Annotated in this window: 20 protein-coding genes; 14 read left to right on the forward strand and 6 right to left on the reverse strand. The window is 51.3% G+C overall.

Annotated elements, in window-relative coordinates:
• From BZJ18_RS08045 to rpoC, 9 genes are all read left to right on the forward strand, one after another.
• On the forward strand, positions 1 to 461 hold a 461-nt coding region (locus BZJ18_RS08045; protein WP_198532217.1), incomplete at its 5' end, for an EF-Tu/IF-2/RF-3 family GTPase.
• 232 nt (positions 462 to 693) lie between these two features.
• Positions 694 to 1065, forward strand: a complete 372-nt coding sequence (gene secE, locus BZJ18_RS08050; protein WP_069587004.1) for a preprotein translocase subunit SecE — start codon at positions 694 to 696, stop codon at positions 1063 to 1065.
• A gap of 11 nt (positions 1066 to 1076) precedes the next feature.
• Positions 1077 to 1622: a transcription termination/antitermination protein NusG gene (nusG, locus tag BZJ18_RS08055; RefSeq protein ID WP_069587003.1), complete on the forward strand. Its 546-nt coding sequence runs from the start codon at positions 1077 to 1079 to the stop codon at positions 1620 to 1622.
• Positions 1623 to 1744: 122 nt separating this feature from the next.
• Positions 1745 to 2173, forward strand: a complete 429-nt coding sequence (gene rplK, locus BZJ18_RS08060) for a 50S ribosomal protein L11 (RefSeq protein WP_069587002.1) — start codon at positions 1745 to 1747, stop codon at positions 2171 to 2173.
• A gap of 4 nt (positions 2174 to 2177) precedes the next feature.
• Positions 2178 to 2882, forward strand: a complete 705-nt coding sequence (gene rplA / locus BZJ18_RS08065) for a 50S ribosomal protein L1 (protein WP_069587001.1) — start codon at positions 2178 to 2180, stop codon at positions 2880 to 2882.
• A 228-nt stretch (positions 2883 to 3110) separates the two neighbouring features.
• A complete protein-coding gene (rplJ, locus tag BZJ18_RS08070; protein WP_077456042.1) occupies positions 3111 to 3599 on the forward strand; it encodes a 50S ribosomal protein L10 in 489 nt (162 codons plus the stop codon).
• Positions 3600 to 3656: 57 nt separating this feature from the next.
• Positions 3657 to 4025 carry a 50S ribosomal protein L7/L12 gene (gene rplL, locus BZJ18_RS08075; protein WP_069586999.1) on the forward strand — a complete coding sequence of 123 codons (369 nt, stop codon included), beginning with the start codon at positions 3657 to 3659 and terminating at the stop codon, positions 4023 to 4025.
• Positions 4026 to 4254: 229 nt separating this feature from the next.
• Complete coding sequence (gene rpoB, locus BZJ18_RS08080) at positions 4255 to 8280, forward strand: DNA-directed RNA polymerase subunit beta (protein ID WP_077456043.1); 4026 nt, start codon at positions 4255 to 4257, stop codon at positions 8278 to 8280.
• A gap of 84 nt (positions 8281 to 8364) precedes the next feature.
• Positions 8365 to 12579: a DNA-directed RNA polymerase subunit beta' gene (rpoC, locus tag BZJ18_RS08085; RefSeq protein WP_069586997.1), complete on the forward strand. Its 4215-nt coding sequence runs from the start codon at positions 8365 to 8367 to the stop codon at positions 12577 to 12579.
• A 109-nt stretch (positions 12580 to 12688) separates the two neighbouring features.
• Here the strand turns inward: rpoC and BZJ18_RS08090 are convergent, their stop codons facing one another.
• On the reverse strand, positions 12689 to 13174 hold the full coding sequence (locus BZJ18_RS08090; protein ID WP_069586996.1) for an Rsd/AlgQ family anti-sigma factor: 486 nt from the start codon (positions 13172 to 13174) through the stop codon (positions 12689 to 12691).
• A gap of 144 nt (positions 13175 to 13318) precedes the next feature.
• Here BZJ18_RS08090 and nudC point away from each other — a divergent pair, with 144 nt between their 5' ends.
• Entirely contained in the window at positions 13319 to 14089 is a 771-nt protein-coding gene (gene nudC, locus BZJ18_RS08095) for an NAD(+) diphosphatase (RefSeq protein ID WP_077456044.1), read from the forward strand.
• Positions 14090 to 14308: 219 nt separating this feature from the next.
• Positions 14309 to 15373 (forward strand): uroporphyrinogen decarboxylase, encoded by a 1065-nt coding sequence (gene hemE, locus BZJ18_RS08100; RefSeq protein WP_077456045.1) that lies wholly within the window; start codon positions 14309 to 14311, stop codon positions 15371 to 15373.
• Between the two features lie 31 nt (positions 15374 to 15404).
• Here the strand turns inward: hemE and BZJ18_RS08105 are convergent, their stop codons facing one another.
• Entirely contained in the window at positions 15405 to 16001 is a 597-nt protein-coding gene (locus tag BZJ18_RS08105; RefSeq protein WP_077456046.1) for a uracil-DNA glycosylase family protein, read from the reverse strand.
• Positions 16002 to 16907, reverse strand: coding sequence for a D-2-hydroxyacid dehydrogenase (locus BZJ18_RS08110; RefSeq protein ID WP_077456047.1), 906 nt, complete (start codon positions 16905 to 16907; stop codon positions 16002 to 16004).
• 92 nt (positions 16908 to 16999) lie between these two features.
• Here BZJ18_RS08110 and BZJ18_RS08115 point away from each other — a divergent pair, with 92 nt between their 5' ends.
• Positions 17000 to 17587, forward strand: a complete 588-nt coding sequence (locus BZJ18_RS08115; RefSeq protein WP_077456048.1) for a YjaG family protein — start codon at positions 17000 to 17002, stop codon at positions 17585 to 17587.
• A 52-nt stretch (positions 17588 to 17639) separates the two neighbouring features.
• Here the strand turns inward: BZJ18_RS08115 and BZJ18_RS08120 are convergent, their stop codons facing one another.
• Complete coding sequence (locus BZJ18_RS08120; protein ID WP_077456049.1) at positions 17640 to 18734, reverse strand: CNNM domain-containing protein; 1095 nt, start codon at positions 18732 to 18734, stop codon at positions 17640 to 17642.
• Positions 18735 to 18958: 224 nt separating this feature from the next.
• Between BZJ18_RS08120 and hupA the strand changes: the two genes are divergently transcribed.
• Together hupA and BZJ18_RS08130 are read left to right on the forward strand one after the other, a co-directional pair.
• Positions 18959 to 19231, forward strand: a complete 273-nt coding sequence (gene hupA / locus BZJ18_RS08125; protein WP_069586989.1) for a nucleoid-associated protein HU-alpha — start codon at positions 18959 to 18961, stop codon at positions 19229 to 19231.
• A 62-nt stretch (positions 19232 to 19293) separates the two neighbouring features.
• Positions 19294 to 19965 (forward strand): DUF1481 domain-containing protein, encoded by a 672-nt coding sequence (locus tag BZJ18_RS08130; protein WP_077456050.1) that lies wholly within the window; start codon positions 19294 to 19296, stop codon positions 19963 to 19965.
• Between the two features lie 50 nt (positions 19966 to 20015).
• Here BZJ18_RS08130 and purD read toward each other — a convergent pair whose 3' ends face one another.
• Together purD and purH are read right to left on the reverse strand one after the other, a co-directional pair.
• Positions 20016 to 21305 carry a phosphoribosylamine--glycine ligase gene (purD, locus tag BZJ18_RS08135; RefSeq protein ID WP_077456051.1) on the reverse strand — a complete coding sequence of 430 codons (1290 nt, stop codon included), beginning with the start codon at positions 21303 to 21305 and terminating at the stop codon, positions 20016 to 20018.
• A gap of 21 nt (positions 21306 to 21326) precedes the next feature.
• Positions 21327 to 22916: a bifunctional phosphoribosylaminoimidazolecarboxamide formyltransferase/IMP cyclohydrolase gene (gene purH / locus BZJ18_RS08140; RefSeq protein ID WP_077456052.1), complete on the reverse strand. Its 1590-nt coding sequence runs from the start codon at positions 22914 to 22916 to the stop codon at positions 21327 to 21329.
• Between the last annotated feature and the right edge of the window lie 266 nt (positions 22917 to 23182).

A 23182-nucleotide genomic window follows, 5' to 3' on the forward strand; every position in this document is an offset into this window, starting at 1 on the left:
AAGTAGAGATCGTTGGCATGAAAGACACCACCAAGACCACTTGTACTGGTGTTGAAATGTTCCGTAAGCTTCTAGACGAAGGCCGTGCTGGTGAGAACGTTGGTGTTCTTCTGCGTGGTACTAAGCGTGACGAAGTTGAGCGTGGTCAAGTACTGGCGAAGCCTGGTTCAATCACCCCGCACACTAAGTTCGAGTCAGAAGTATACGTACTGTCTAAAGACGAAGGCGGCCGTCATACTCCGTTCTTCAAAGGCTACCGTCCACAGTTCTACTTCCGTACAACTGACGTGACCGGTACTATCGAACTGCCAGAAGGCGTTGAGATGGTAATGCCTGGTGACAACATCAAGATGGTTGTTACCCTGATCGCGCCAATCGCGATGGACGAAGGTCTACGTTTCGCTATCCGTGAAGGTGGCCGTACCGTAGGCGCTGGTGTTGTTGCCAACATCGTTGAATAATGATTTGACGAAACACTAGTAAAAAGGGCATCATTTGATGCCCTTTTTCTGCGTTTGACACTTATATTGTTGCTATTTTGCCCAGTCTTAGTGAACAAATGCAGCGTGTTGGTGCTCGTATTGATACCCTTAGGTGTGATAAATACGAGCACCGCGTGTCATTGCCAAGGCATTATGGTGTTTTGGCTGCAAAGACATTGCCGTCTATGTAGACTTGTTACAGGTAGAATGTATGAAAGCGAACGCTGAGACCCAATCCGGTTCGATGGACATCCTTAAATGGGGTGTTGTTTTTGTCCTGTTGGCCGCAGCCGTGGTAGGGAATAGCCTGTACAGTGACGTGTCTGTGGTAGTGCGAGCTGCTGCTGTAGTGGTGTTAGTTGCCGCTGCTGGTGGTATTGCTGCACTCACGATGAAAGGAAAAGCTGCGATCACGTTTGCACGCGAATCGCGTATGGAAGTGCGTAAAGTTGTATGGCCTACGCGTCAAGAGACCTTACAAACCACTCTCATCGTTCTGGCTGTTACTGTCGTTATGGCGCTCATCCTGTGGGGCGTTGACGGGATTATGGTCCGTCTAGTCCGCCTAATCACTGGCGTGTGAGGTAAAAGTACATGAGCGAAGCTCCCAAAAAACGTTGGTATGTGGTTCAGGCTTTCTCTGGTTTTGAAAGCCGTGTTGCGCAGTCATTGCGTGAACATATCAAAATGCACGAAATGGAAGATCACTTTGGTGAAGTCTTGGTGCCAACCGAAGAAGTGGTTGAAATGCGTCAAGGCCAGCGCCGTAAAAGTGAGCGCAAATTCTTCCCAGGCTACGTGCTAGTACAAATGGTGATGAACGATGAATCTTGGCACTTGGTACGCAGTGTTCCTCGTGTGATGGGCTTCATCGGTGGCACCTCAGATCGTCCTGCGCCGATTTCAGACAAAGAAGCCGATGCGATTCTCAACCGTCTTGAAAAAGCGAGTGAGTCACCCGTACACAAAACCGTCTTTGAGGCTGGTGAAGTGGTTCGCGTGACGGAAGGACCATTTGCAGACTTTAACGGTGTGGTTGAAGAAGTGGACTATGACAAGAACCGCCTTAAGGTGTCTGTGTCTATCTTTGGCCGTGCAACCCCAGTTGAGCTTGAGTTTGGCCAGGTAGAAAAAACCTGATCAAAAAAGCATCATCAACGGTTGGCAAGGGCGCGAAATTTGACTATAATTTCGCGCCCTTTTGTTAAACGGGGAGTCTATCGTCAGGTAGACGTTAGTACCCAAAATTAGGTAATTGAATAATGGCAAAGAAAGTAGAAGCTTACATCAAGCTGCAAGTTGCAGCGGGTGCAGCTAACCCATCGCCACCGGTTGGTCCTGCTCTAGGTCAACACGGTGTGAACATCATGGAATTCTGTAAAGCGTTTAACGCGAAGACCGAATCTATCGAGAAAGGTCTGCCGATTCCTGTTGTTATCACTGTATACAACGATCGTTCTTTCACTTTCGTTACTAAGACTCCGCCAGCGGCAGTTCTTCTTAAGAAAGCAGCAGGCGTTAAGTCTGGTTCAGGTCGTCCAAACACTGAAAAAGTGGGTACCGTCACTGACGCTCAGATCCAAGAGATCGCAGAAACCAAAGCGGCAGACATGACCGGTGCGGACATCGAAGCGATGAAACGCTCTATTGCGGGTACTGCCCGTTCAATGGGCCTGAACGTAGAGGGTTAAGACAATGGCTAAAATGACTAAGCGCATGCGCGTAATCCGCGAAAAAGTTGATGTGACCAAAGAGTACGACATCAACGAAGCCGTTGCTCTACTGAAGGAACTGGCGACTGCTAAATTTGTTGAAAGCGTTGACGTTGCTGTCAACCTTGGCATCGATGCACGTAAATCAGACCAGAACGTTCGTGGCGCAACTGTACTGCCACACGGTACTGGCCGTGATATCCGTGTTGCTGTGTTCACACAAGGTGCGAACGCTGAAGCCGCGAAAGAAGCGGGTGCCGACATCGTTGGTATGGAAGACCTGGCTGAGCAAGTGAAGAAAGGCGAAATGAACTTTGACGTCGTTGTCGCTTCACCAGACGCTATGCGCGTTGTTGGCCAACTGGGTACTATCCTAGGTCCTCGCGGCCTGATGCCAAACCCGAAAGTGGGTACTGTAACGCCTAACGTTGCTGAAGCGGTTAAGAACGCGAAAGCAGGTCAGGTTCGTTACCGTAACGACAAGAACGGCATCGTTCACACCACCATCGGTAAAGTAGACTTTGACGCGAACAGCCTGAAAGAAAACCTGGAAGCGCTGTTGGTTGCTCTGAAGAAGGCGAAGCCAACTTCAGCAAAAGGTACTTTCATTAAGAAAGTTAGCCTGTCTACCACCATGGGCGCAGGTGTTGCTCTGGACCAGAACACTCTGGAAACCAGCGCAAGCTAATTGCCAGAAGCGAGTGAGTAGTTTATACTCTCTCGCTTCACAATTTTATGGCTGAGTCTGTTTAACAGACTTCGTCCAAGACCGTAGGCGTTCATTACGAACTTAATATTTCCTACGTAGACGGTGCCAGAACATGATAGATTTCTCGTCTTTCTTGGATCTGCACCGTACAAGCTCTCTCTGCAAAGCTGTAGAGAGTGGTGTTAAACAATCCAGGAGCAAATCCAAATGGCTTTAAACCTTCAAGACAAAAAAGCAATTGTTGCTGAAGTCAACGAAGCTGCCAGTGGTGCCCTGTCTGCAGTAGTTGCTGATTCTCGCGGTGTAACCGTGGATGCGATGACTTCTCTACGTAAACAAGCGCGTGAAGCGGGCGTTTTCATGAAAGTTGTTCGTAATACACTGGCTCGCCGTGCAGTTGAAGGCACTGACTACGAGTGTCTAAAAGACACTTTCGTTGGTCCAACTCTGATTGCGTTTTCTAACGAGCACCCTGGTGCCGCTGCGCGTCTTTTCAAAGACTTCGCAAAAGATAACAAAGAGTTTGAGATCAAGTCTGCTGCATTCGAAGGTGCGATCACTGACCCAGAGGTATTGGCAACACTGCCAACGTACGACGAAGCAATTGCACGCCTGATGATGGGTCTGAAAGAAGCATCTGCAGGCAAGCTGGTTCGTACTATTGCCGCTGTTCGCGACCAAAAAGAAGCGGCGTAATTGCCCTTTTACATTGGTTGCTTAATCTAATTATTGTTGACTTTAAAGAGAATTGTTATGTCTATCACTAACGAGCAAATCCTAGACGCAATTGCAGACATGTCTGTAATGCAAGTTGTTGAGCTAATCGAAGCAATGGAAGAAAAATTCGGCGTATCAGCTGCAGCAGCAGTTGTTGCTGGTGGTGCTGCTGAAGGCGGTGCTGCTGAAGAGCAAACCGAATTTGACGTAATCCTGAAAGAAGCTGGTGCTAACAAAGTAGCAGTTATCAAAGCGGTTCGTGGCGCAACTGGTCTAGGCCTGAAAGAAGCGAAAGCTCTGGTTGACGGCGCTCCTGCACCTCTGAAAGAAGGTGTTGAGAAAGAAGAAGCTGAAGCGCTTAAAGCTCAGCTAGAAGAAGCTGGTGCTTCTGTTGAAGTTAAGTAATTTATACTTAATTTCTTAGCCTGAAAGGGCATTGGCTGGTGGCTAAATAGCCACCGGCCTTTTTGCGCTGTAGGGCGGTAGTGAAATTTCCACCCCGTTTTATCACTGCTGACCATGCAAAAAAAATCAAAGCAAGCGCTTTGATTTTCCTACACTAAACGGTGGTTGTTTAGTCACTGTCCCTTGTACTGGACAGTTTGGGTCACTTATCAGCGAGCTGAGGAACCCTATGGTTTACTCTTATACCGAGAAAAAGCGTATCCGTAAGGATTTTGGTAAGCGTCCTCAAGTTCTGGACGTGCCATACTTGCTGTCGATCCAGCTTGAATCTTTTGAGAAGTTTATCGAGCAGGATCCAGAAGGGCAATACGGTCTTGAAGCTGCCTTTCGCTCTGTCTTTCCAATTCAGAGCTACAACGGCAATTCCGAGCTGCAATACGTTAGCTATCGTCTCGGTGAGCCAGTTTTCGATGTCAAAGAATGCCAAATTCGCGGCGTAACCTATTCGGCACCACTACGCGTGAAACTGCGCTTGGTGATGTTTGATAAAGATGCCCCGGCTGGTACCGTTAAAGACATCAAAGAACAAGAAGTCTATATGGGCGAAATTCCGCTCATGACTGAAAATGGTACCTTTGTCATCAATGGTACTGAGAGGGTTATCGTATCCCAGCTGCACCGTAGTCCGGGCGTCTTTTTCGACAGCGATAAGGGTAAAACCCATTCCTCAGGAAAAGTGCTATATAACGCACGCGTGATCCCATACCGTGGTTCATGGTTGGATTTCGAATTTGATCCTAAGGATATCGTTTACGTTCGTATCGACCGTCGTCGTAAGCTGCCTGCATCGATTATTCTGCGTGCGCTGGAATATACAACGGAAGAGATCCTGGATCTGTTCTTCGATAAAGTTGTCTTTGAAGTCAAAGGTAAAGCGCTAGTCATGGAACTGGTGCCTGATCGTCTACGTGGCGAAACAGCCAGCTTTGACATTGAAGCCAACGGCACCGTTTATGTTGAACAGGGTCGCCGTATTACCGCTCGCCACATCCGTCAGTTGGCGAAAGATAACGTCGATCACATCGAAGTGCCGGTTGAGTACATCGCAGGCAAGATTTCTGCACGTGATTACGTTAACCAAGACACAGGCGAAGTGATTGTCTCGGCTAACCAAGAGTTAAGCCTGGAGACACTGGCGCAATTGTCGCAAGCGGGTCACAAGAAAATCGAAACCCTGTTCACCAACGACTTAGATCATGGTCCGTACATGTCAGATACCTTGCGTATCGACAACACCACGGATCGTTTGACTGCGTTGGTTGAAATCTATCGCATGATGCGCCCAGGCGAGCCACCAACAAAAGAAGCGGCAGAACAACTGTTCGAAAGCCTCTTCTTCTCTGAAGATCGTTACGATCTATCAGCGGTGGGCCGTATGAAGTTCAACAGCTCATTAGGGCGTGATGAACTAACCGGTCCTGGCGTACTGAGCAAAGAAGACATCATTGAAGTGATGCGTAAACTGATCGATATCCGTAACGGTATCGGTGAAGTGGACGACATCGACCACCTAGGTAACCGTCGTATTCGTTCGGTTGGCGAAATGGCCGAGAACCAATTCCGTGTTGGTTTGGTACGTGTTGAGCGTGCGGTTAAAGAGCGTCTGAGCCTGGGTGACCTTGACAATGTGATGCCACAAGACCTGATCAACGCTAAGCCAATTTCGGCCGCGGTGAAAGAGTTCTTTGGTTCATCTCAGTTGTCACAATTTATGGACCAAAACAACCCGTTGTCTGAGGTGACGCACAAACGTCGTATCTCTGCATTGGGTCCAGGTGGTTTGACGCGTGAGCGCGCCGGCTTTGAAGTTCGAGACGTACACGCGACGCACTACGGTCGTCTCTGTCCGATCGAAACCCCTGAAGGTCCGAACATCGGTCTGATTAACTCACTGTCAGCGTTTGCGCGTTGTAACCCTTACGGCTTCTTGGAAACCCCATACCGTAAAGTGGTTGACGGTAAAGTGACCGATCAAATCGATTACCTGTCAGCGATTGAAGAAGGCCACTACGTGATTGCGCAGGCGAACGCCGCGCTGAACGAAGATGGCTCGTTCACTGATGAACTGATCACTGCGCGTGAGAAAGGGGAATCAGGTCTGCACCCACGTGACCATGTTCAGTACATGGACGTTGCAACCAACCAGGTTGTATCGGTGGCAGCCTCTCTGATCCCATTCCTTGAGCATGACGATGCGAACCGTGCCTTGATGGGTGCGAACATGCAACGTCAGGCCGTTCCAACATTGCGTGCGCAAAAGCCGCTGGTTGGTACGGGTATCGAGCGCAATGTGGCGGTTGACTCAGGTGTTACCGCGGTTGCGAAACGTGGCGGTATCATCCAGTCAGTTGATGCTTCGCGCATCGTACTGAAAGTGAATGAAGATGAGCTGGTACCTGGCGAAGCGGGTATCGACATCTACAACCTGACTAAGTACACCCGTTCTAACCAGAACACCTGTATTAACCAGCGTCCAACTGTGATGCCGGGCCACCAAGTGGCAAAAGGTGACGTACTGGCTGACGGCCCATCGACTGACTTGGGCGAGCTAGCACTGGGTCAGAACATGCGTATCGCGTTCATGCCGTGGAACGGTTATAACTTTGAGGATTCCATCCTTATTTCTGAGCGCGTCGCGCAGGAAGACCGTTTAACCACTATCCACATTCAAGAGCTTTCTTGTGTGGCGCGTGATACCAAGTTGGGCAGCGAAGAAATCACCGCGGACATTCCAAACGTGGGTGAAGCAGCGCTATCGAAACTGGATGAGTCAGGGGTTGTGTATATCGGTGCCGAAGTGAAAGGCGGCGATATCATGGTTGGTAAAGTGACGCCAAAAGGCGAAACGCAACTGACACCAGAAGAGAAACTGCTGCGTGCAATCTTCGGCGAAAAAGCCTCTGACGTGAAAGACTCGTCACTGCGTGTGCCGAACGGTGTATCAGGTACGGTTATCGATGTACAAGTCTTTACTCGCGATGGTGTAGAGAAAGACAAGCGTGCACTCGAAATCGAAGAGATGCAGCTGAAAGAAGCGAAGAAAGACCTGACCGAGGAGTTCTCTATCCTTGAAGGTGGTCTGCTAGCGCGTGTTCGCTCACTGCTTTCTCAAGCTGGTTATACCGACAACCAGTTAGACAGCATGGATCGTAAGACCATGTTGACACAAACACTGGATGATGAAGCACAGCAAACCCAGCTAGAGCAGTTGGCTGAGCAATACGACGAAATTAAAGCCGAGTTCGATAAGAAGTTCGAAACCAAGCGCCGTAAGATCACTCAAGGTGATGATTTGGCTCCTGGCGTACTGAAGATCGTTAAAGTCTACTTGGCCGTTAAACGTCGCATCCAGCCGGGTGACAAGATGGCCGGTCGTCACGGTAACAAAGGTGTAATCTCGAAGATTAACCCAGTTGAAGACATGCCTTACGACGAAAACGGTGTTCCTGTGGATCTGGTACTTAACCCGCTGGGTGTACCTTCACGTATGAACATCGGTCAGATCCTAGAAACACACATGGGTCTGGCGGCGAAAGGTATCGGTGACAAGATCAACCGCATGCTCAAAGAGCAGCAAGAGCTGGCGAAATTCCGCGAGTTCCTGCAGAAGGTCTATAGTCTGGGCGATACCCGTCAGAAAGTGGACATCAGTAAACTGACTGACGACGAAGTACGCACCTTGGTGAACAACCTGCGTGACGGTCTTCCAACGGCATCGCCTGTCTTTGACGGTGCACCAGAGCCGTTGATCAAAGAGCTACTCAAACTGGGTGATCTGCCAGAGTCAGGTCAGCTAGCGCTTTATGATGGCCGCACGGGTGAGAAGTTTGAGCGTCCAGTAACCGTGGGTTACATGTACATGCTGAAACTGAACCACTTGGTTGATGACAAGATGCACGCCCGTTCAACTGGCTCGTACAGCCTTGTAACTCAGCAGCCGCTGGGTGGTAAGGCACAGTTCGGTGGTCAGCGATTCGGTGAGATGGAAGTATGGGCACTGGAAGCATACGGTGCTGCCTATACCCTACAAGAAATGCTCACCGTGAAGTCGGATGACGTCAATGGCCGTACCAAGATGTATAAGAACATCGTGGATGGCGACCATCGTATGGAGCCGGGCATGCCGGAATCTTTCAACGTATTGCTGAAAGAAATCCGCTCGTTGGGTATCAACATCGAGCTGGAAGACGAGTAAGCCGCTGGCTGACTCTCTCCGGTAAGAATATGAAGGCGCTGCCTGTCAGCGCCTTTATGGGTCAACTCCTCACAGGAGCCGATTGTGAAAGACTTACTTAAGTTTCTGAAAGCACAGCATAAGACCGAAGAATTTGATTCGATCAAAATCGGTCTAGCCTCACCAGACATGATCCGTTCATGGTCGTTTGGTGAAGTGAAAAAGCCAGAAACCATCAACTACCGTACCTTTAAGCCTGAGCGTGACGGTTTGTTCTGTGCACGTATCTTCGGCCCGGTCAAAGACTACGAATGTCTTTGTGGTAAATACAAGCGCCTGAAGCACCGTGGCGTCATTTGTGAAAAATGTGGCGTTGAAGTTACTCAGACCAAAGTGCGCCGTGAGCGTATGGGTCACATTGAGCTGGCTTCACCTGTTGCCCACATTTGGTTCCTGAAGTCGCTACCATCACGCATTGGTTTGCTGATGGACATGCCGCTACGTGACATCGAGCGTGTGCTTTACTTTGAATCCTACGTGGTGATTGAGCCAGGTATGACCAACCTTGAGCGTGGTCAGATGCTGTCTGAAGAGCAGTACTTGGACGCGTTGGAAGAGTGGGGCGACGAATTTGATGCGCGCATGGGCGCAGAAGCAGTGAAAGCACTGCTGGCGAACATGGATCTGTCAGTTGAGACAGAGCAAATGCGTGAAGAGTTGGAAGAAACCAACTCTGAAACCAAACGTAAGAAGATCACTAAGCGTCTGAAGCTGGTGGAAGCCTTCTTGCAATCAGGTAACAACCCTGAGTGGATGATCCTGACTGTGCTGCCTGTGTTGCCGCCAGACTTGCGTCCATTGGTACCGTTGGACGGTGGTCGTTTTGCGACCTCGGATCTGAACGACCTTTACCGTCGTGTGATCAACCGTAACAACCGTTTGAAGCGCCTGCTTGATCTTGCTGCACCAGACATCATCGTGCGTAACGAAAAACGCATGCTGCAAGAGTCTGTGGATGCCCTGCTTGATAACGGTCGTCGTGGTCGTGCCATCACTGGCTCGAACAAGCGTCCGCTTAAATCGCTGGCCGACATGATCAAAGGTAAGCAGGGTCGTTTCCGTCAGAACCTGCTGGGTAAACGTGTTGACTACTCTGGCCGTTCGGTAATCACCGTAGGTCCATACTTGCGTCTGCATCAGTGTGGTCTGCCAAAGAAAATGGCACTAGAGCTATTTAAACCGTTTATCTACGGCAAGCTTGAGACTCGTGGTCTCGCGACCACCATCAAAGCCGCCAAGAAGATGGTTGAGCGCGAAGAAGCTGTGGTATGGGATATCTTGGATGAAGTCATCCGTGAACACCCTGTCCTGCTAAACCGTGCACCAACACTTCACCGTTTGGGTATCCAAGCGTTTGAACCTGTGCTTATCGAAGGTAAAGCGATTCAGCTACACCCATTGGTGTGTGCGGCCTATAACGCCGACTTCGATGGTGACCAGATGGCTGTTCACGTACCGCTGACGCTGGAAGCCCAGCTCGAAGCGCGTGCGTTGATGATGTCGACCAACAACATCCTATCGCCAGCATCCGGTGATCCTATCATCGTACCGTCTCAGGACGTGGTACTGGGTCTTTACTACATGACCCGTGAGAAGGTGAACGGCAAAGGCGAAGGCATGTACTTGGCAGGCCCAGGCGAAGCCGAAAAGGTTTACCGCACTGGCCATGCTGAACTGCATACGCGTGTAAAAGTGCGTATCAAGCAAGTTGATATCGATGAGATGGGCGCTCGTACCGAGAAAGTATCACTGGTTGATACCACCGTCGGTCGTGCCATGCTATGGACCATCGTACCGGAAGGCCTGTCATTTGACTTGGTTAACCAGCCGTTGGGTAAAAAGCAAATCTCTAACTTGCTCAACACCTGTTACCGTAAGCTGGGTCTGAAAGACACCGTTATTTTTGCTGACCAAATCATGTACACCGGTTTTGCCTACGCGGCACTGTCGGGCACCTCTGTCGGTATCGACGATATGGTGATCCCACAAGCCAAGTACGACTTGATCGAAGCAGCAGAAGCAGAAGTTGCGGAAATCCAAGAGCAGTTCCAATCTGGTCTGGTTACCGCGGGCGAACGTTACAACAAAGTGATCGATATCTGGGCTGCAGCGAACGAACAAGTTGCAAAAGCCATGATGGATAACCTGTCTAACGAGACAGTGATTAACCGTGACGGTGAAGAAGAAACCCAGAAGTCGTTCAACAGTGTTTACATGATGGCCGACTCAGGCGCACGTGGTTCTGCGGCACAGATTCGTCAGCTAGCCGGTATGCGTGGTCTGATGGCGAAGCCAGATGGCTCTATCATCGAAACGCCAATCACGGCGAACTTCCGTGAAGGCCTGAACGTTCTTCAGTACTTTATCTCTACGCACGGTGCGCGTAAGGGTCTTGCAGATACCGCATTGAAGACAGCGAACTCAGGTTACCTGACTCGTCGTCTGGTTGACGTAGCCCAAGACGTGGTCGTGACTGAAACCGATTGTGGCACCGAAGGCGGTATCCACATGATGGCGGTTATCGAAGGCGGTGACGTGAAAGAAGCACTGCGTGAGCGTGTGCTGGGTCGTGTCGTCGCTGAAGACGTACTGAAGCCGGGTACTGACGAGGTGCTTGCACCACGTAACACCCTGTTGGATGAGAAGTGGTGTGACATTCTTGAGCAGCACTCTGTCGATAAGGTAAAAGTACGCTCTGTCGTAACCTGTGAAACTGACTTCGGTTGTTGTGCACACTGTTACGGTCGTGACTTGGCACGTGGTCACTTGGTGAACCACGGTGAGTCTGTGGGCGTTATCGCGGCACAGTCTATCGGTGAGCCAGGTACACAGCTGACCATGCGTACGTTCCACATCGGTGGTGCGGCATCGCGTGCGGCGGCAGAAAACAACATCCAGGTGAAGAACAAAGGTTCTATGCACCTGCACAATGTGAAATCCGTGACCAATAGCGACGGTAAGCTAGTGATTACCTCGCGTGCGTCAGAGATGACCATTGTTGATGAGTTCGGTCGTACGAAAGAAAGCTACAAAGTGCCTTACGGTGCCTTGCTGAGCAAGAAAGATGGTGAAGCGGTTGAAGCTGGCGACGTTGTTGCTAACTGGGATCCGCACACCATGCCAATCATCACCGAAGTAGAAGGTAGCGTTCGCTTCGTAGACATGATTGATGGCGTCACCATGCAGCGTCAAACTGATGAACTGACTGGCCTGTCTTCTATCGTGGTAATGGATGCCTCTGAGCGCCCATCATCCGGTAAAGATAAGCGTCCTGCAGTGAAACTGGTTGATGCGCAAGGCAATGACATGATGATCCCAGGCACTGATATGCCGGTTCAATACTTCTTGCCGGGTAACGCAATTGTTCAGCTGGATGACGGCGCGAACGTTGGCATTGGTGACACCTTGGCGCGTATCCCGCAAGAAAGCGGCGGTACCAAGGATATCACCGGTGGTCTGCCACGTGTTGCTGACCTGTTCGAAGCGCGTAAGCCAAAAGAGCCAGCTATCTTGGCGGAGATCACAGGTACTGTTTCCTTCGGTAAAGAAACCAAAGGTAAACGTCGCCTGATCATCACCCCAGAAGAAGGCCAAGCCTACGAAGAGATGATTCCAAAATGGCGTCAGCTCAACGTATTCGAAGGTGAAAAAGTCGAGAAAGGTGATGTGATCGCTGATGGTCCAGAATCACCGCACGACATCTTGCGTCTGCGTGGTGTTCACGCAGTGGCTGAGTACATCACCAACGAAGTTCAAGACGTTTACCGTTTGCAAGGCGTTAAGATCAACGATAAGCACATCGAGACCATCGTGCGTCAGATGTTGCGTAAGGTGACCATTAAGTCTGCAGGTGATACCGACTTCTTGGAAGGCGAGCAAGTGGAATACTCACGTGTGACCATTGCTAACCGTGAACTTGAAGCGGAAGGCAAGCGTCCAGCGACCTATGGTCGTGACCTGCTGGGTATCACTAAAGCCTCGTTGGCGACTGAGTCATTCATCTCAGCGGCATCGTTCCAGGAAACCACGCGCGTGCTCACAGAAGCAGCCGTAGCGGGTAAACGTGATGACTTACGTGGTCTGAAAGAGAACGTGATTGTGGGTCGTTTGATCCCAGCCGGTACTGGTTTCGCGTATCATAAAGATCGTCAAGCTAAACGTGCTGAGCCTGAACAGCCTGTTGCACCACAGATTGATGCTGAGCAAGCCTCACAAGATCTGGCAGCACTGTTGAATGCAGGACTGAACGACGACAATTAATTGATTGTCTCGCACCATTGAAAAGGCACCTCCTCGGAGGTGCCTTTTGTTTTTCTGCCCTAGAGCAAAAAAAAACGCCGCCAAGAGGCGACGGATTCGGTGCTTATTTTTAGGCGCCCGGCGGGTGGGCCAAACTGTCTGCAATGACACGAATCAGCGTGTCTTCTAACTCGAAACGTTGTTCCAGCAGTTCACCGACCGATGAGATGTCTTCATCAAAGTCGGGGAAGTGATAGTCCTCATCGTCCCAATCAAGCTCACTAAACTTGTCGTTGAAATCGAGCAGGGGATCCGTGGTGTCAACAATGCGGAAATACAAGTTATCGGTTTCTTGTGTTGCCGAGAAGCCGGTAGACTGCCATCGCTCCATGACCATGTTATAAATCTTAAAATGCCCCGTGGAGATGTAATCGACCAAGTGATCGCAGAAGCGGTCAATTTCTTCTTTGCTGGGCAGATTCTGCTTCTTTTTTACCGCGACACCTGCCACGTTGTAGTATTCAACCAGCAGCTGACGACGTAACTCGAGCCAGTAATCGATGACGTCATCGTAACCGCTCCATTGTGCTTTAGTACGTTCAAGTTTTTTCAGCATGATCGGCGTCCTCGTGATCGATCAGCGAATGGGTGGCACTATATACGGCCAACTTAAAATTAACGGGCTGCTCAATCCTTTGCATCACGTTATGAAGTTAGATTGCCAGTATTCAAGTATAGCTGCAAGGCTAAGGAAGTGACCATGTCTCAGAATCAACAAGCCGCCTATTTGTGTGCGGTTGTCGACGGAAAACTCTGGCTTCCTCACGGTACATTGCCTTTGTTATCCCTATCAGAATTGCCGTTTGCGGTGCAGACGACGATCACCGTTGGTCATTATCAACACATCCCAGTGGTGGGGGCATGGAATTGTAACACCATGCTACCGAGTGATGAGATGGCGGGCTTGAGAGCGCTATTATCGGATTTACCGGCTGACTTGTTTGCGCTAGTGGGACGAGTCGTTCAGCTTGATGTGATGCAAAAGCAGCAAGCATTTTGCGGCCGCTGTGGCCACCGTGCGGTATTGGATACACAGTCGGTGGCGATGTGGTGCGCCGACTGTCAGCGTCACGATTATCCGCGTGTCTCGCCTTGTGTGATTGTGGCGGTACGTGATGACAAGCGACTGCTGCTGGCACAGCATCCACGGCATAAAACCGGTATGTATACCGTGATTGCCGGATTCGTTGAACCCGGTGAAACCCTCGAACAGTGCGTGGCGCGCGAGGTCAAAGAGGAAACGGGGATTGAGGTGAAAAATATCCGTTATATGGATAGCCAGCCGTGGGCCTTTCCTTCCAATGTCATGATGGGTTTTTTGGCCGACTATGCAGGCGGTCAGCTACGGCCAGATTATGAGGAATTGACGGATGCACAATGGTTTGATTGCCAATCACTCCCGCCAGTTGCACCTCAAGGGACCATTGCGCGGCGCTTGATTGACGCAAGTTGCGCGCTTGCGCAGGAATAAAAAAACCCGGCCGTAGGGAAGCCGGGGTAAGATGCGAACATAATTGTCTTTCGCAGACCTATTGTCGTTATGCGTTGGTTGTATCATGTGGTGAGAAAAGCAGCAATCATCGCCCACCCTTAGGATGACAGTTTTATGATCCTGTTAACAAAGGTTGGCTTTTGTTGCGACTCGACAGTGATACAATGACGCCTCTTTTCGCTCACAGGCTTTAACACAATGACTGAACTGAAAAACGATCGCTATTTACGCGCTTTACTCAAACAGCCAGTGGATTGCACCCCCGTGTGGATGATGCGTCAAGCTGGTCGCTATCTGCCAGAATACCGCGAAGTACGTGCGCAAGCCGGTGATTTTCTGTCATTGTGTAAAAATGCAGAACTGGCGTGTGAAGTGACTTTACAACCATTACGCCGCTTTGATCTCGATGCCGCTATTCTGTTCTCCGACATTTTGACCATCCCCGATGCGATGGGACTGGGTTTGTATTTTGAGACCGGAGAGGGGCCGAAGTTTGCGCGCCCGATCACCTGTAAGGCGGACGTCGATAAAATCGGCATTCCCGATCCTGAAGGTGAGCTGCAATATGTGATGAATGCCGTACGCACCATTCGTCACGAATTGAACGGAGACGTTCCCTTGATTGGTTTTTCCGGCAGCCCTTGGACGCTCGCCACCTACATGGTGGAAGGGGGCAGCTCGAAAGCCTTTACCAAGCTTAAGAAGATGATGTATGCCGAGCCACAAACCCTGCATGCATTACTCGATAAGCTTGCCGATAGCGTGACCAGCTATTTGAATGCGCAAATCAAAGCGGGCGCCCAATCGGTGATGATTTTTGATACTTGGGGTGGGGTATTAACCCCGCGTGATTATCACGACTTCTCACTCCAATACATGCATAAAATTGTGGATGGCCTGATCCGTGAGCATGAAGGCCGTCGTGTCCCTGTGACCTTGTTTACCAAAAACGGCGGAATGTGGCTTGAGAAAATCGCGGCGACCGGTTGTGATGGTGTGGGGTTAGATTGGACAATCGATATTGCCGATGCCAAAGCACGGATTGGCGATAAAGTGGCCTTGCAAGGCAATATGGACCCGTCCATCCTCTATGCTCAGCCTGATCGTATCCGTCAAGAGGTTGCGACTATCCTAGAAGGATTTGGCGAAGGGACAGGCCATGTCTTTAATCTCGGCCACGGGATCCACCTTGATGTCCCGCCGGAAAACGCCGGTGTGTTTGTCGATACGGTGCATGAGCTGTCCCGTCCGTATCACGACTAAGCTAGCACGCTCGCCAATGGCGAGCGTTTTTTTACCTCGGTGCAGTGAACAACGCCTGTTGGATCTGCGTTTGCAAGGCTGGCACTACCTGTTCTTCAAACCATGGGTGACGACGTAGCCATAACGTATTTCTGGGCGAGGGGTGAGGCAGCACAAAAGTGTGCGGTGCCCACCGCCGCCAGTGTTTGACGGTTTCGGTCAATGTTTTGGGCTTATTGGCTAAATAGTACTGCTGAGCATACTGGCCAATCAGCAAGGTCACCGCAACGTTAGGGAGGAGCGCTTTGATTGCCTTGTGCCACACAGGCGCACAAATGCGGGCAGGCGGCAGATCGCCCGATTTACCTTTGCCCGGATAACAGAGCCCCATCGGCATAATGGCAAATAAGTCGGGCTGATAGAATTGCTCGCGCGTGACCCCCAGCCATTCTCGTAAGCGGTCGCCACTGGGATCATTAAAAGGCAGGCCACTGTCATGGACGCGCCTACCGGGTGCTTGGCCGATAATCAGTACCCGCGCATCCGTACTGGCTTGGATCACGGGACGAGGTCCATCGGATAGCCAATGTTGGCACAATTGGCATGCTTGTGCTGCGGATAACGCCGTCTCCAAATCCGAAAACGTCATCTAGTACCCTTTGTCAAAATCGACGTGGTGAACCAAAGGCTTGCCAGCATGCCAGCGTCGGTAATTATCCGCAAACAGCGTAAAGACCTGATCGGGGAAGCTAACGGCAGCAATATGCGGTGTCACTGTCACCTTGGGATGTGTCCAAAACGGATGCGACTCGGGCAGTGGCTCCTGTTGCATCACATCCAAGACTGCGCCGCGAAGCTGCTTTGCCTCCAGTGCGTGGATCAGGGCGGGCTCATCCACGGTGGCACCACGCCCGACGTTAATAAAGAAAAGATCCTGTGCATGCTGCCAAAAAGCTGCATTCAGGCATTGGTGTGTTTTGTCTGTGGCGGGCAAGGTGCTAACTAACACATCAACCTCATGCAACCGTTGCTGCAATTCGGGCAGTGTCATGGTGTGATCAAACGCCTCGACAGGCCGGCCGGTTTGGTTGGTGCCCAGTACCGTCATGCCAAACGCGTGAGCGACGGTCGCGATATGCTGGCCAATCGCTCCTGTGCCTAAAATGGCGAGCGTTTGTCCATGCAATGACTGATAGGGCTGAGGCTGCCAGTGACACTGCGCTTGCTGTTTGGCGTACTGAGTAATATGGCGAGTATTCGTCAGTAGGTGTCCGAAAACATATTCGGCCATCAAGGGGCCAAAAATACCTCGCACATTGGTGAGCTGATAGTGGCGGAACGGCGCCTGAATCAGCGCATCGGTCCCAGCGAAGGTGGATTGCAACCAGCGCAACGCGTTGGCATGAGGCAGCTTTGACGCGGCAAGCGGTGGGTCAGCTAGCCAGATCGTGGCCTCTTCTGCGTTATGGGTAAGGGCGAGATCGGGGAGTTGGGCCGCTGCCAGTAATTGATGGTAGGTCGCAGCATGCTCACTGATCACATAAACTTTATCCACAAAGGCTCCTTTTTATGGGACGGTGAATCAAGTACACTTGCACCCAATTTACCGACGGACAATTGTCCCCCGTTATTTAAGATCAATTGGCTATGTTAAGAAACCCCTTACAACTGCGTTTGGAAAAATGTGAGACTTGGCAGCACGTCAGTTTTATGGCTGCGCTGGTGGAGCGTATGTACCCTAACTATGCCCTTTACTGTGCGCAAACTGAATTTGCTGACCCTCAAGCGTTTCGCAATATTCTTGATGCAGTGTGGGAATCACAAACAGTGAAAGGGGCCAAAATTGACTTTGAGCGACAGCTAGAAAAGCTGGAGCCATTGATCCCTGCGCTCACCGATGACGCGATTTACCTCACGTATCCAGCCATTGATGCCTGTGCGGCGTTATCACACCTTCTTCACGCCTTGCTTGACCGTGATGAAATGCTGACCATTACGCTGAAAGTGAGTCAGCAGTCGGTGATGAGTGTCGCGCAACTGGAAGAAGCACAAACCGGCGATGCGGTCACCGATGAAAACCAGAAAGCGAATGAAGCTGTGTGTGACGAATGGGACGCGCAGTGGGCGATCTTCCGTGTACTGAAAAGTGCGGATACCCGCGACGTTGAGATGCTCAAAGGCATTCGCCAAGAGTTACGCGAAGCGGGTGTGAGCAACTTAGGATTAAGCCTTTGAACGGCGGAAAATGAGATAAAAAAGGCGGCTTCGGCCGCCTTTTGTGTTTAGGTTACCCCGATGACTCATCCGATTGACGCTGTACGGGCGGCTCATCGTCGTCTTGGCTCTCAATCATCTTATGCTGCTTTTTCCATGACTCCCAACGCTGGTAGGCCAACTGCTGCATATCGGTGACGGTGTCCGCTTCATCAATGATCTCGCGACCGGTTAAGTATTCAAAAATATCTTCCAGCGTGATAATCCCTTGTACCGTCCCGTACTCGTCCACAATCATCGCCAATTGCGCGCGGCGGATCATTAAAATATCGAACGCTTGTAATACGCTATTGCCGGGTAAAATCACCGCGAGTGGGCGCATCAGGTCACCCAAGGTGGTGCGCCGAGCCCCGCGTGTCTTAGCGGCATAGATATCGGATTTGTGGACAAAACCTAAAATATCATCACGCTGTTCGCCATAAATCAACGGGCGCGAGAAGGGACAGTCACTGTGTTCGGTTAAAAAGGTATCTACGCTCATCTCCGCAGGGACACGAAAAAGCACCGGTCGTGGGGTCATCAACTGCGTGGCAGGGAGCTCACGCAGTTTCAACATGTTGTTGAGCATCTGGGTTTCATCTTCACCCATTTCACCACTTTCTGAGGCGAGCATCGCCATGGCCGAGATTTCATCACGCAGTTTGACATGGGTCGCGTCAGAGCTAAGACGCTTGGTTATTTGCTCGGATACCCACACAAAGGGGGTCAGGCCCCATACCATCCACTTCAATACAATCGCCGCCCCTGGCGCCAATTGCGGCCAGAAGTTTGCACCTATGGTTTTTGGGATAATCTCGGAGAGTAATAAAATAGCCAGTGTGAGTACTGCGGAGAATACCCCAACCCATGCATCGCCAAACACATTGGCCGCTTGTGCCCCTGCACCTGCTGCCCCCACGGTGTGCGCAATGGTGTTTAAGGTGAGGATCGAAGCCAGTGGTCGGTCGATATTATCTTTTAAGGCGGTCAGTTTCGCCGCGGCTGGGTGTTCTTGCTGACGGAGATTCGCCAAATAGCTTGGCGTAATACTCAATAGGATTGCTTCAAGCACAGAACAAATGAAAGATACACCAATAGATAATGAGATAAATAGGACAAGAGTCAGCATATATTTCCGAGTATGAAAGCCAGTCGTCCCCTTAAAGATCAGGCCAGTGGCGGGCTTTTACAACCATTCAAATGAGAAAAAGCGCAACAAATTGTGAGATCGCGCTCAGTTTGTGGTTAAAGAGCCTCCATATAGTCTCACCAAGCGCCACAAACCTTTGCCAGTCGGGCTTCTTTTGAATTAGAGTGAGCTCGTCTCTAAAAAAACCTAGAAGGGAAGACATAATGAACAAGACCCAACTGATCGACCTGATCGCTGAAAAAGCCGACCTTTCAAAAGCGCAAGCAAAAGCAGCACTGGAAGCGACTTTGGGCGGAATTGAAGGTGCCCTAAAAGAAGGCGAGCAGGTACAACTGATTGGCTTCGGTACGTTTAAAGTAAACCACCGTGCAGCGCGCACGGGTCGTAACCCACAGACGGGTCAAGAGATCCAAATTTCAGCGGCTAACGTGCCAGCCTTTGTGGCAGGTAAAGCACTGAAAGACGCGGTTAAGTAAGCGTCAATCGTCATTATCGCCATAGCCTCTGCTATGGCGTTTTTGTCTCTGGGTGACGCAAAATGCGAAGAGTATGGGCGTTATCGCTGATCATACTGCTCACGGCCTGTAGCCGTGGCGAACCCCCTAAGCCTGTCACACGGGTAACAGCCTCTGTTGCGGGTGACCACAGTGCGGTCTATTGGCTCGATAGCCAACAGGGGCGCCCAATCAGCTTGTCAGAGCATGTTTGGCAAGGGGATTACGGCGAGTACCGCGGCGAATATGTGTGGCGAGATGGCCAATTACGTGCCTTAAAGCGTGAAGGTGAACAGCTCGCAGATAATACGCGTGTCCCTTTTTCTCTCCACGTCCGTTTTGATGCCAGTGGCGAACCTGTATTTCAACGCTATCGCCAAGATGGCGCGATTATTCCCCTCGACAGTGCTGCGTTAACGCGCCTGTATCAAGAGTCCAATCAGATCCTCGACCAAGTCCAAGGCCAAATCGCGCGCAATGTGTCTGTCTTGCAGGGACAGCGAATAGGTGAATATTGGGTAGATTGCCGTGGCGAACGGCAGCGTTGGGTCTTTGATGATGCGATCCCGCCCGTGGTGGTGAGCAAGCTGCTCCAGCCGGGTACCTTTGTGATTGGCGCTGGGAATCCCGGTATTGGCAAAGATACCATCGATGCCTTGGTCTTGGTGCGCCGTGAAAAGGCGTGCTTAACCCGTCCTCAGCTATTGGCAGAATAAAAAATGCGCCCCGAGGGCGCATTGTGGCAGAGTCTCGGTCACTGATTTACTTATGATGTAGCGTTTTCGCGTGCGATGGCGCGATGGGCAATATCACGGCGATAAAAGCAGCCCGGCCACTGGATCATGGCAGCCAGCGCATCAGCTCTTTGTTTTGCGATAGTGACACTCTCGCCTAATGCCGTAGCGCAAAGCACCCGCCCGCCAGCGGTGACGATGTCGCCGTCTTTCAGCGCGGTACCGGCATGAAATACTTTGGCGGTCTCGCTATCGGTGGGTAACCCAGAGATACGATCTCCTTTGCGATAGTCACCCGGATAGCCGCCTGCTGCCAATACCACGCCCACTGCTGCACGCGGATCCCACTTGGACTCGACCTTATCAAGGCGTCCTTGCGTGCCTGCCAGGCAAAGCTCCACCAAGTCAGATTGCAAGCGCATCATAATCGGCTGGGTTTCCGGGTCGCCAAAGCGACAGTTAAACTCGATCACTTTTGGCGTCCCATCGGCACTGATCATCAAGCCTGCATACAGAAAGCCTGTATACGTCACACCATCGGCACGCATGCCTTCTACTGTTGGCATGATCACCTCGTCCATCACACGTTGATAGATTGCATCGGTGACCACTGGAGCGGGCGAGTATGCACCCATACCGCCGGTATTAAGGCCGGTATCGCCTTCTCCGACACGTTTGTGGTCTTGGCTGGTGGCCATTGGCAGCACATGCTCACCATCGACCATGACGATAAAGCTTGCTTCTTCACCTTGCAGAAATTCCTCGATGACCACGCGGTGACCGGCCTCACCAAACGCATTGCCCGAGAGCATATCGCGCACTGCCTCGGTGGCTTCTTGCTCGGTCATCGCCACAATGACCCCTTTCCCAGCGGCAAGGCCGTCGGCTTTGACCACAATGGGCGCACCTTTTTCGGCGATGTAGGCTAGCGCGGGCTCTACCGTCGAAAAGGTTTGGTAGTCAGCGGTGGGAATGCCGTGGCGCGCTAAAAAGTCTTTACTGAAGGCTTTCGAGCCCTCAAGTTGCGCGGCCGCTTGAGTAGGACCAAAGATGGCCAAGCCGTGCTCACGGAAGGCATCGACCACGCCTAACACCAAGGGGGCTTCAGGGCCCACGATGGTCAAATCAATTTGTTGCTCTCGGGCAAAGGCCAGTAACCCTTCAACGTCATCAGCCGCGATCGCAATGTTACTCAACTGATTTTCATGCGCGGTGCCGGCGTTTCCCGGCGCGCAATACACGAGCTCAACGTTGGATGACTGGGCGGCTTTCCACGCCAGCGCATGTTCGCGGCCACCGCCACCAATAACTAATACCTTCATGTGTTCTCCTTCATCGCCCACTTAGTGGCGGAAATGGCGCATACCGGTAAAGACCATCGCCATGCCATGCTCATTGGCGGCAGCAATCACTTCGTCATCACGCATCGAACCGCCCGGTTGGATCACGCAGGTGATCCCAGCTTTTGCTGCGGCATCAATGCCGTCACGGAAAGGGAAGAAGGCATCGGAGGCCATCACGCTACCGGCCACTTCGAGCTGCTCATCGGCCGCTTTAATGCCGGCTATTTTCGCCGAGTAGACGCGGCTCATTTGGCCGGCGCCCACGCCGATGGTCATGCTGTCTTTGGCATACACAATCGCGTTTGATTTCACGTATTTTGCCACTTTCCAGCAAAATAGCGCATCGCTTAGCTCTTTGTCTGTGGGCTGACGCTCAGTGACAATACGCAAATCGTCTAAACCGACCATACCTTGGTCGCGTGCTTGGACTAACAAGCCGCCATTGACGCGCTTGCTATCCCACCCTGTGGTGCGCGCTTGCCATTGGCCACATTCGAGAAGACGGACGTTTTTCTTTGCCGCAACCGCTGCTTTGGCGGCCTCACTGACACGAGGTGCGATGATCACTTCAACAAATTGACGTTCAACAATGGCTTGTGCCGTGTCGCCGTCCAATTCTCGGTTAAAAGCAATAATGCCGCCAAACGCTGAGGTTGGATCGGTTTGATAAGCACGTTGATAGGCACTGAGTAAGTCTTCACCGATGGCAACGCCACAGGGATTGGCGTGCTTTACAATCACACAGGCAGGCTGTTCAAACTCTTTTACGCACTCTAATGCCGCATCGGTGTCAGCGATATTGTTATAAGACAGCGCTTTGCCCTGTAGTTGGGTCGCCGTTGCCACCGAGGCTTCTTGCGGTTGGACTTCGGTGTAAAACGCGCCCGCCTGGTGGCTGTTTTCGCCGTAGCGCATGTCTTGCTTTTTAACCCAATGTTGGGTCAGGGTGCGTGGGAATGGCGAGTCTTGGCTCTCTTCTGCCTGATGATAGGCAGGCACTTGGGTACCAAAGTAATTCGCAATCATGGCATCGTAGGCTGCGGTGTGCTCAAACGCGGCAATGGCTAAATCAAAGCGCGTGGCATGTGTCAAAGACTGCTGGTGCTGATCCATCTCGGTAAGCACGCGATCATAATCTTGGCTGTTCACCACAATGGTGACGTCGGCATGGTTTTTCGCCGCTGAGCGCACCATGGTTGGGCCGCCGATATCGATATTCTCGATGGCTTGCTCGCGTGTGCAATCTGGGTTAGCAACGGTTTGTGCGAACGGGTAGAGATTCACCACCACCATATCAATCGGTGCGATTTGATGCTGTTCCATCACCGCATCGTCTTGACCGCGTCGGCCCAAAATGCCGCCGTGAATTTTCGGGTGGAGGGTTTTCACGCGGCCATCCATCATTTCTGGGAAGCCGGTATGCTCGGAGACTTCGGTGACCGCGAGGCCGTTTTCTGCGAGTAAACGGGCAGTACCGCCGGTCGATAGCAGTTCGACACCGCGTTGGGCGAGTGCTTGGGCAAACTCGACCACACCGGTTTTATCAGACACGCTGATTAACGCGCGACGAATAGGACGCAGATTTTCCATGGCTTAGTTCTCTTCACTGACAGATTGAATGCTTATCAAAGCCCATCGTGTCTATTAACACGGATGAGCTTTATTAAACCGCCAATTGTCAAAGCGGCGACATTCTATCTGATTTTGTTTGCGCAATCGATTGCTATTTGCTGATGGCGACATTTTTATTGTTTTTGTCCGGCTGCTGTTGCTCGCCTTCATGCAACGCTGGTCATAAGAGCTCGCCTTTGCTACAAAAAGAAGGTTCATCCAACATGAAAAGGAGCGGTGATGAC

Origin of the sequence: Salinivibrio sp. IB872 (genome assembly GCF_001995345.1) — a bacterium.
In the GTDB taxonomy this organism is placed as follows: Bacteria; Pseudomonadota; Gammaproteobacteria; order Enterobacterales; family Vibrionaceae; genus Salinivibrio; species Salinivibrio proteolyticus.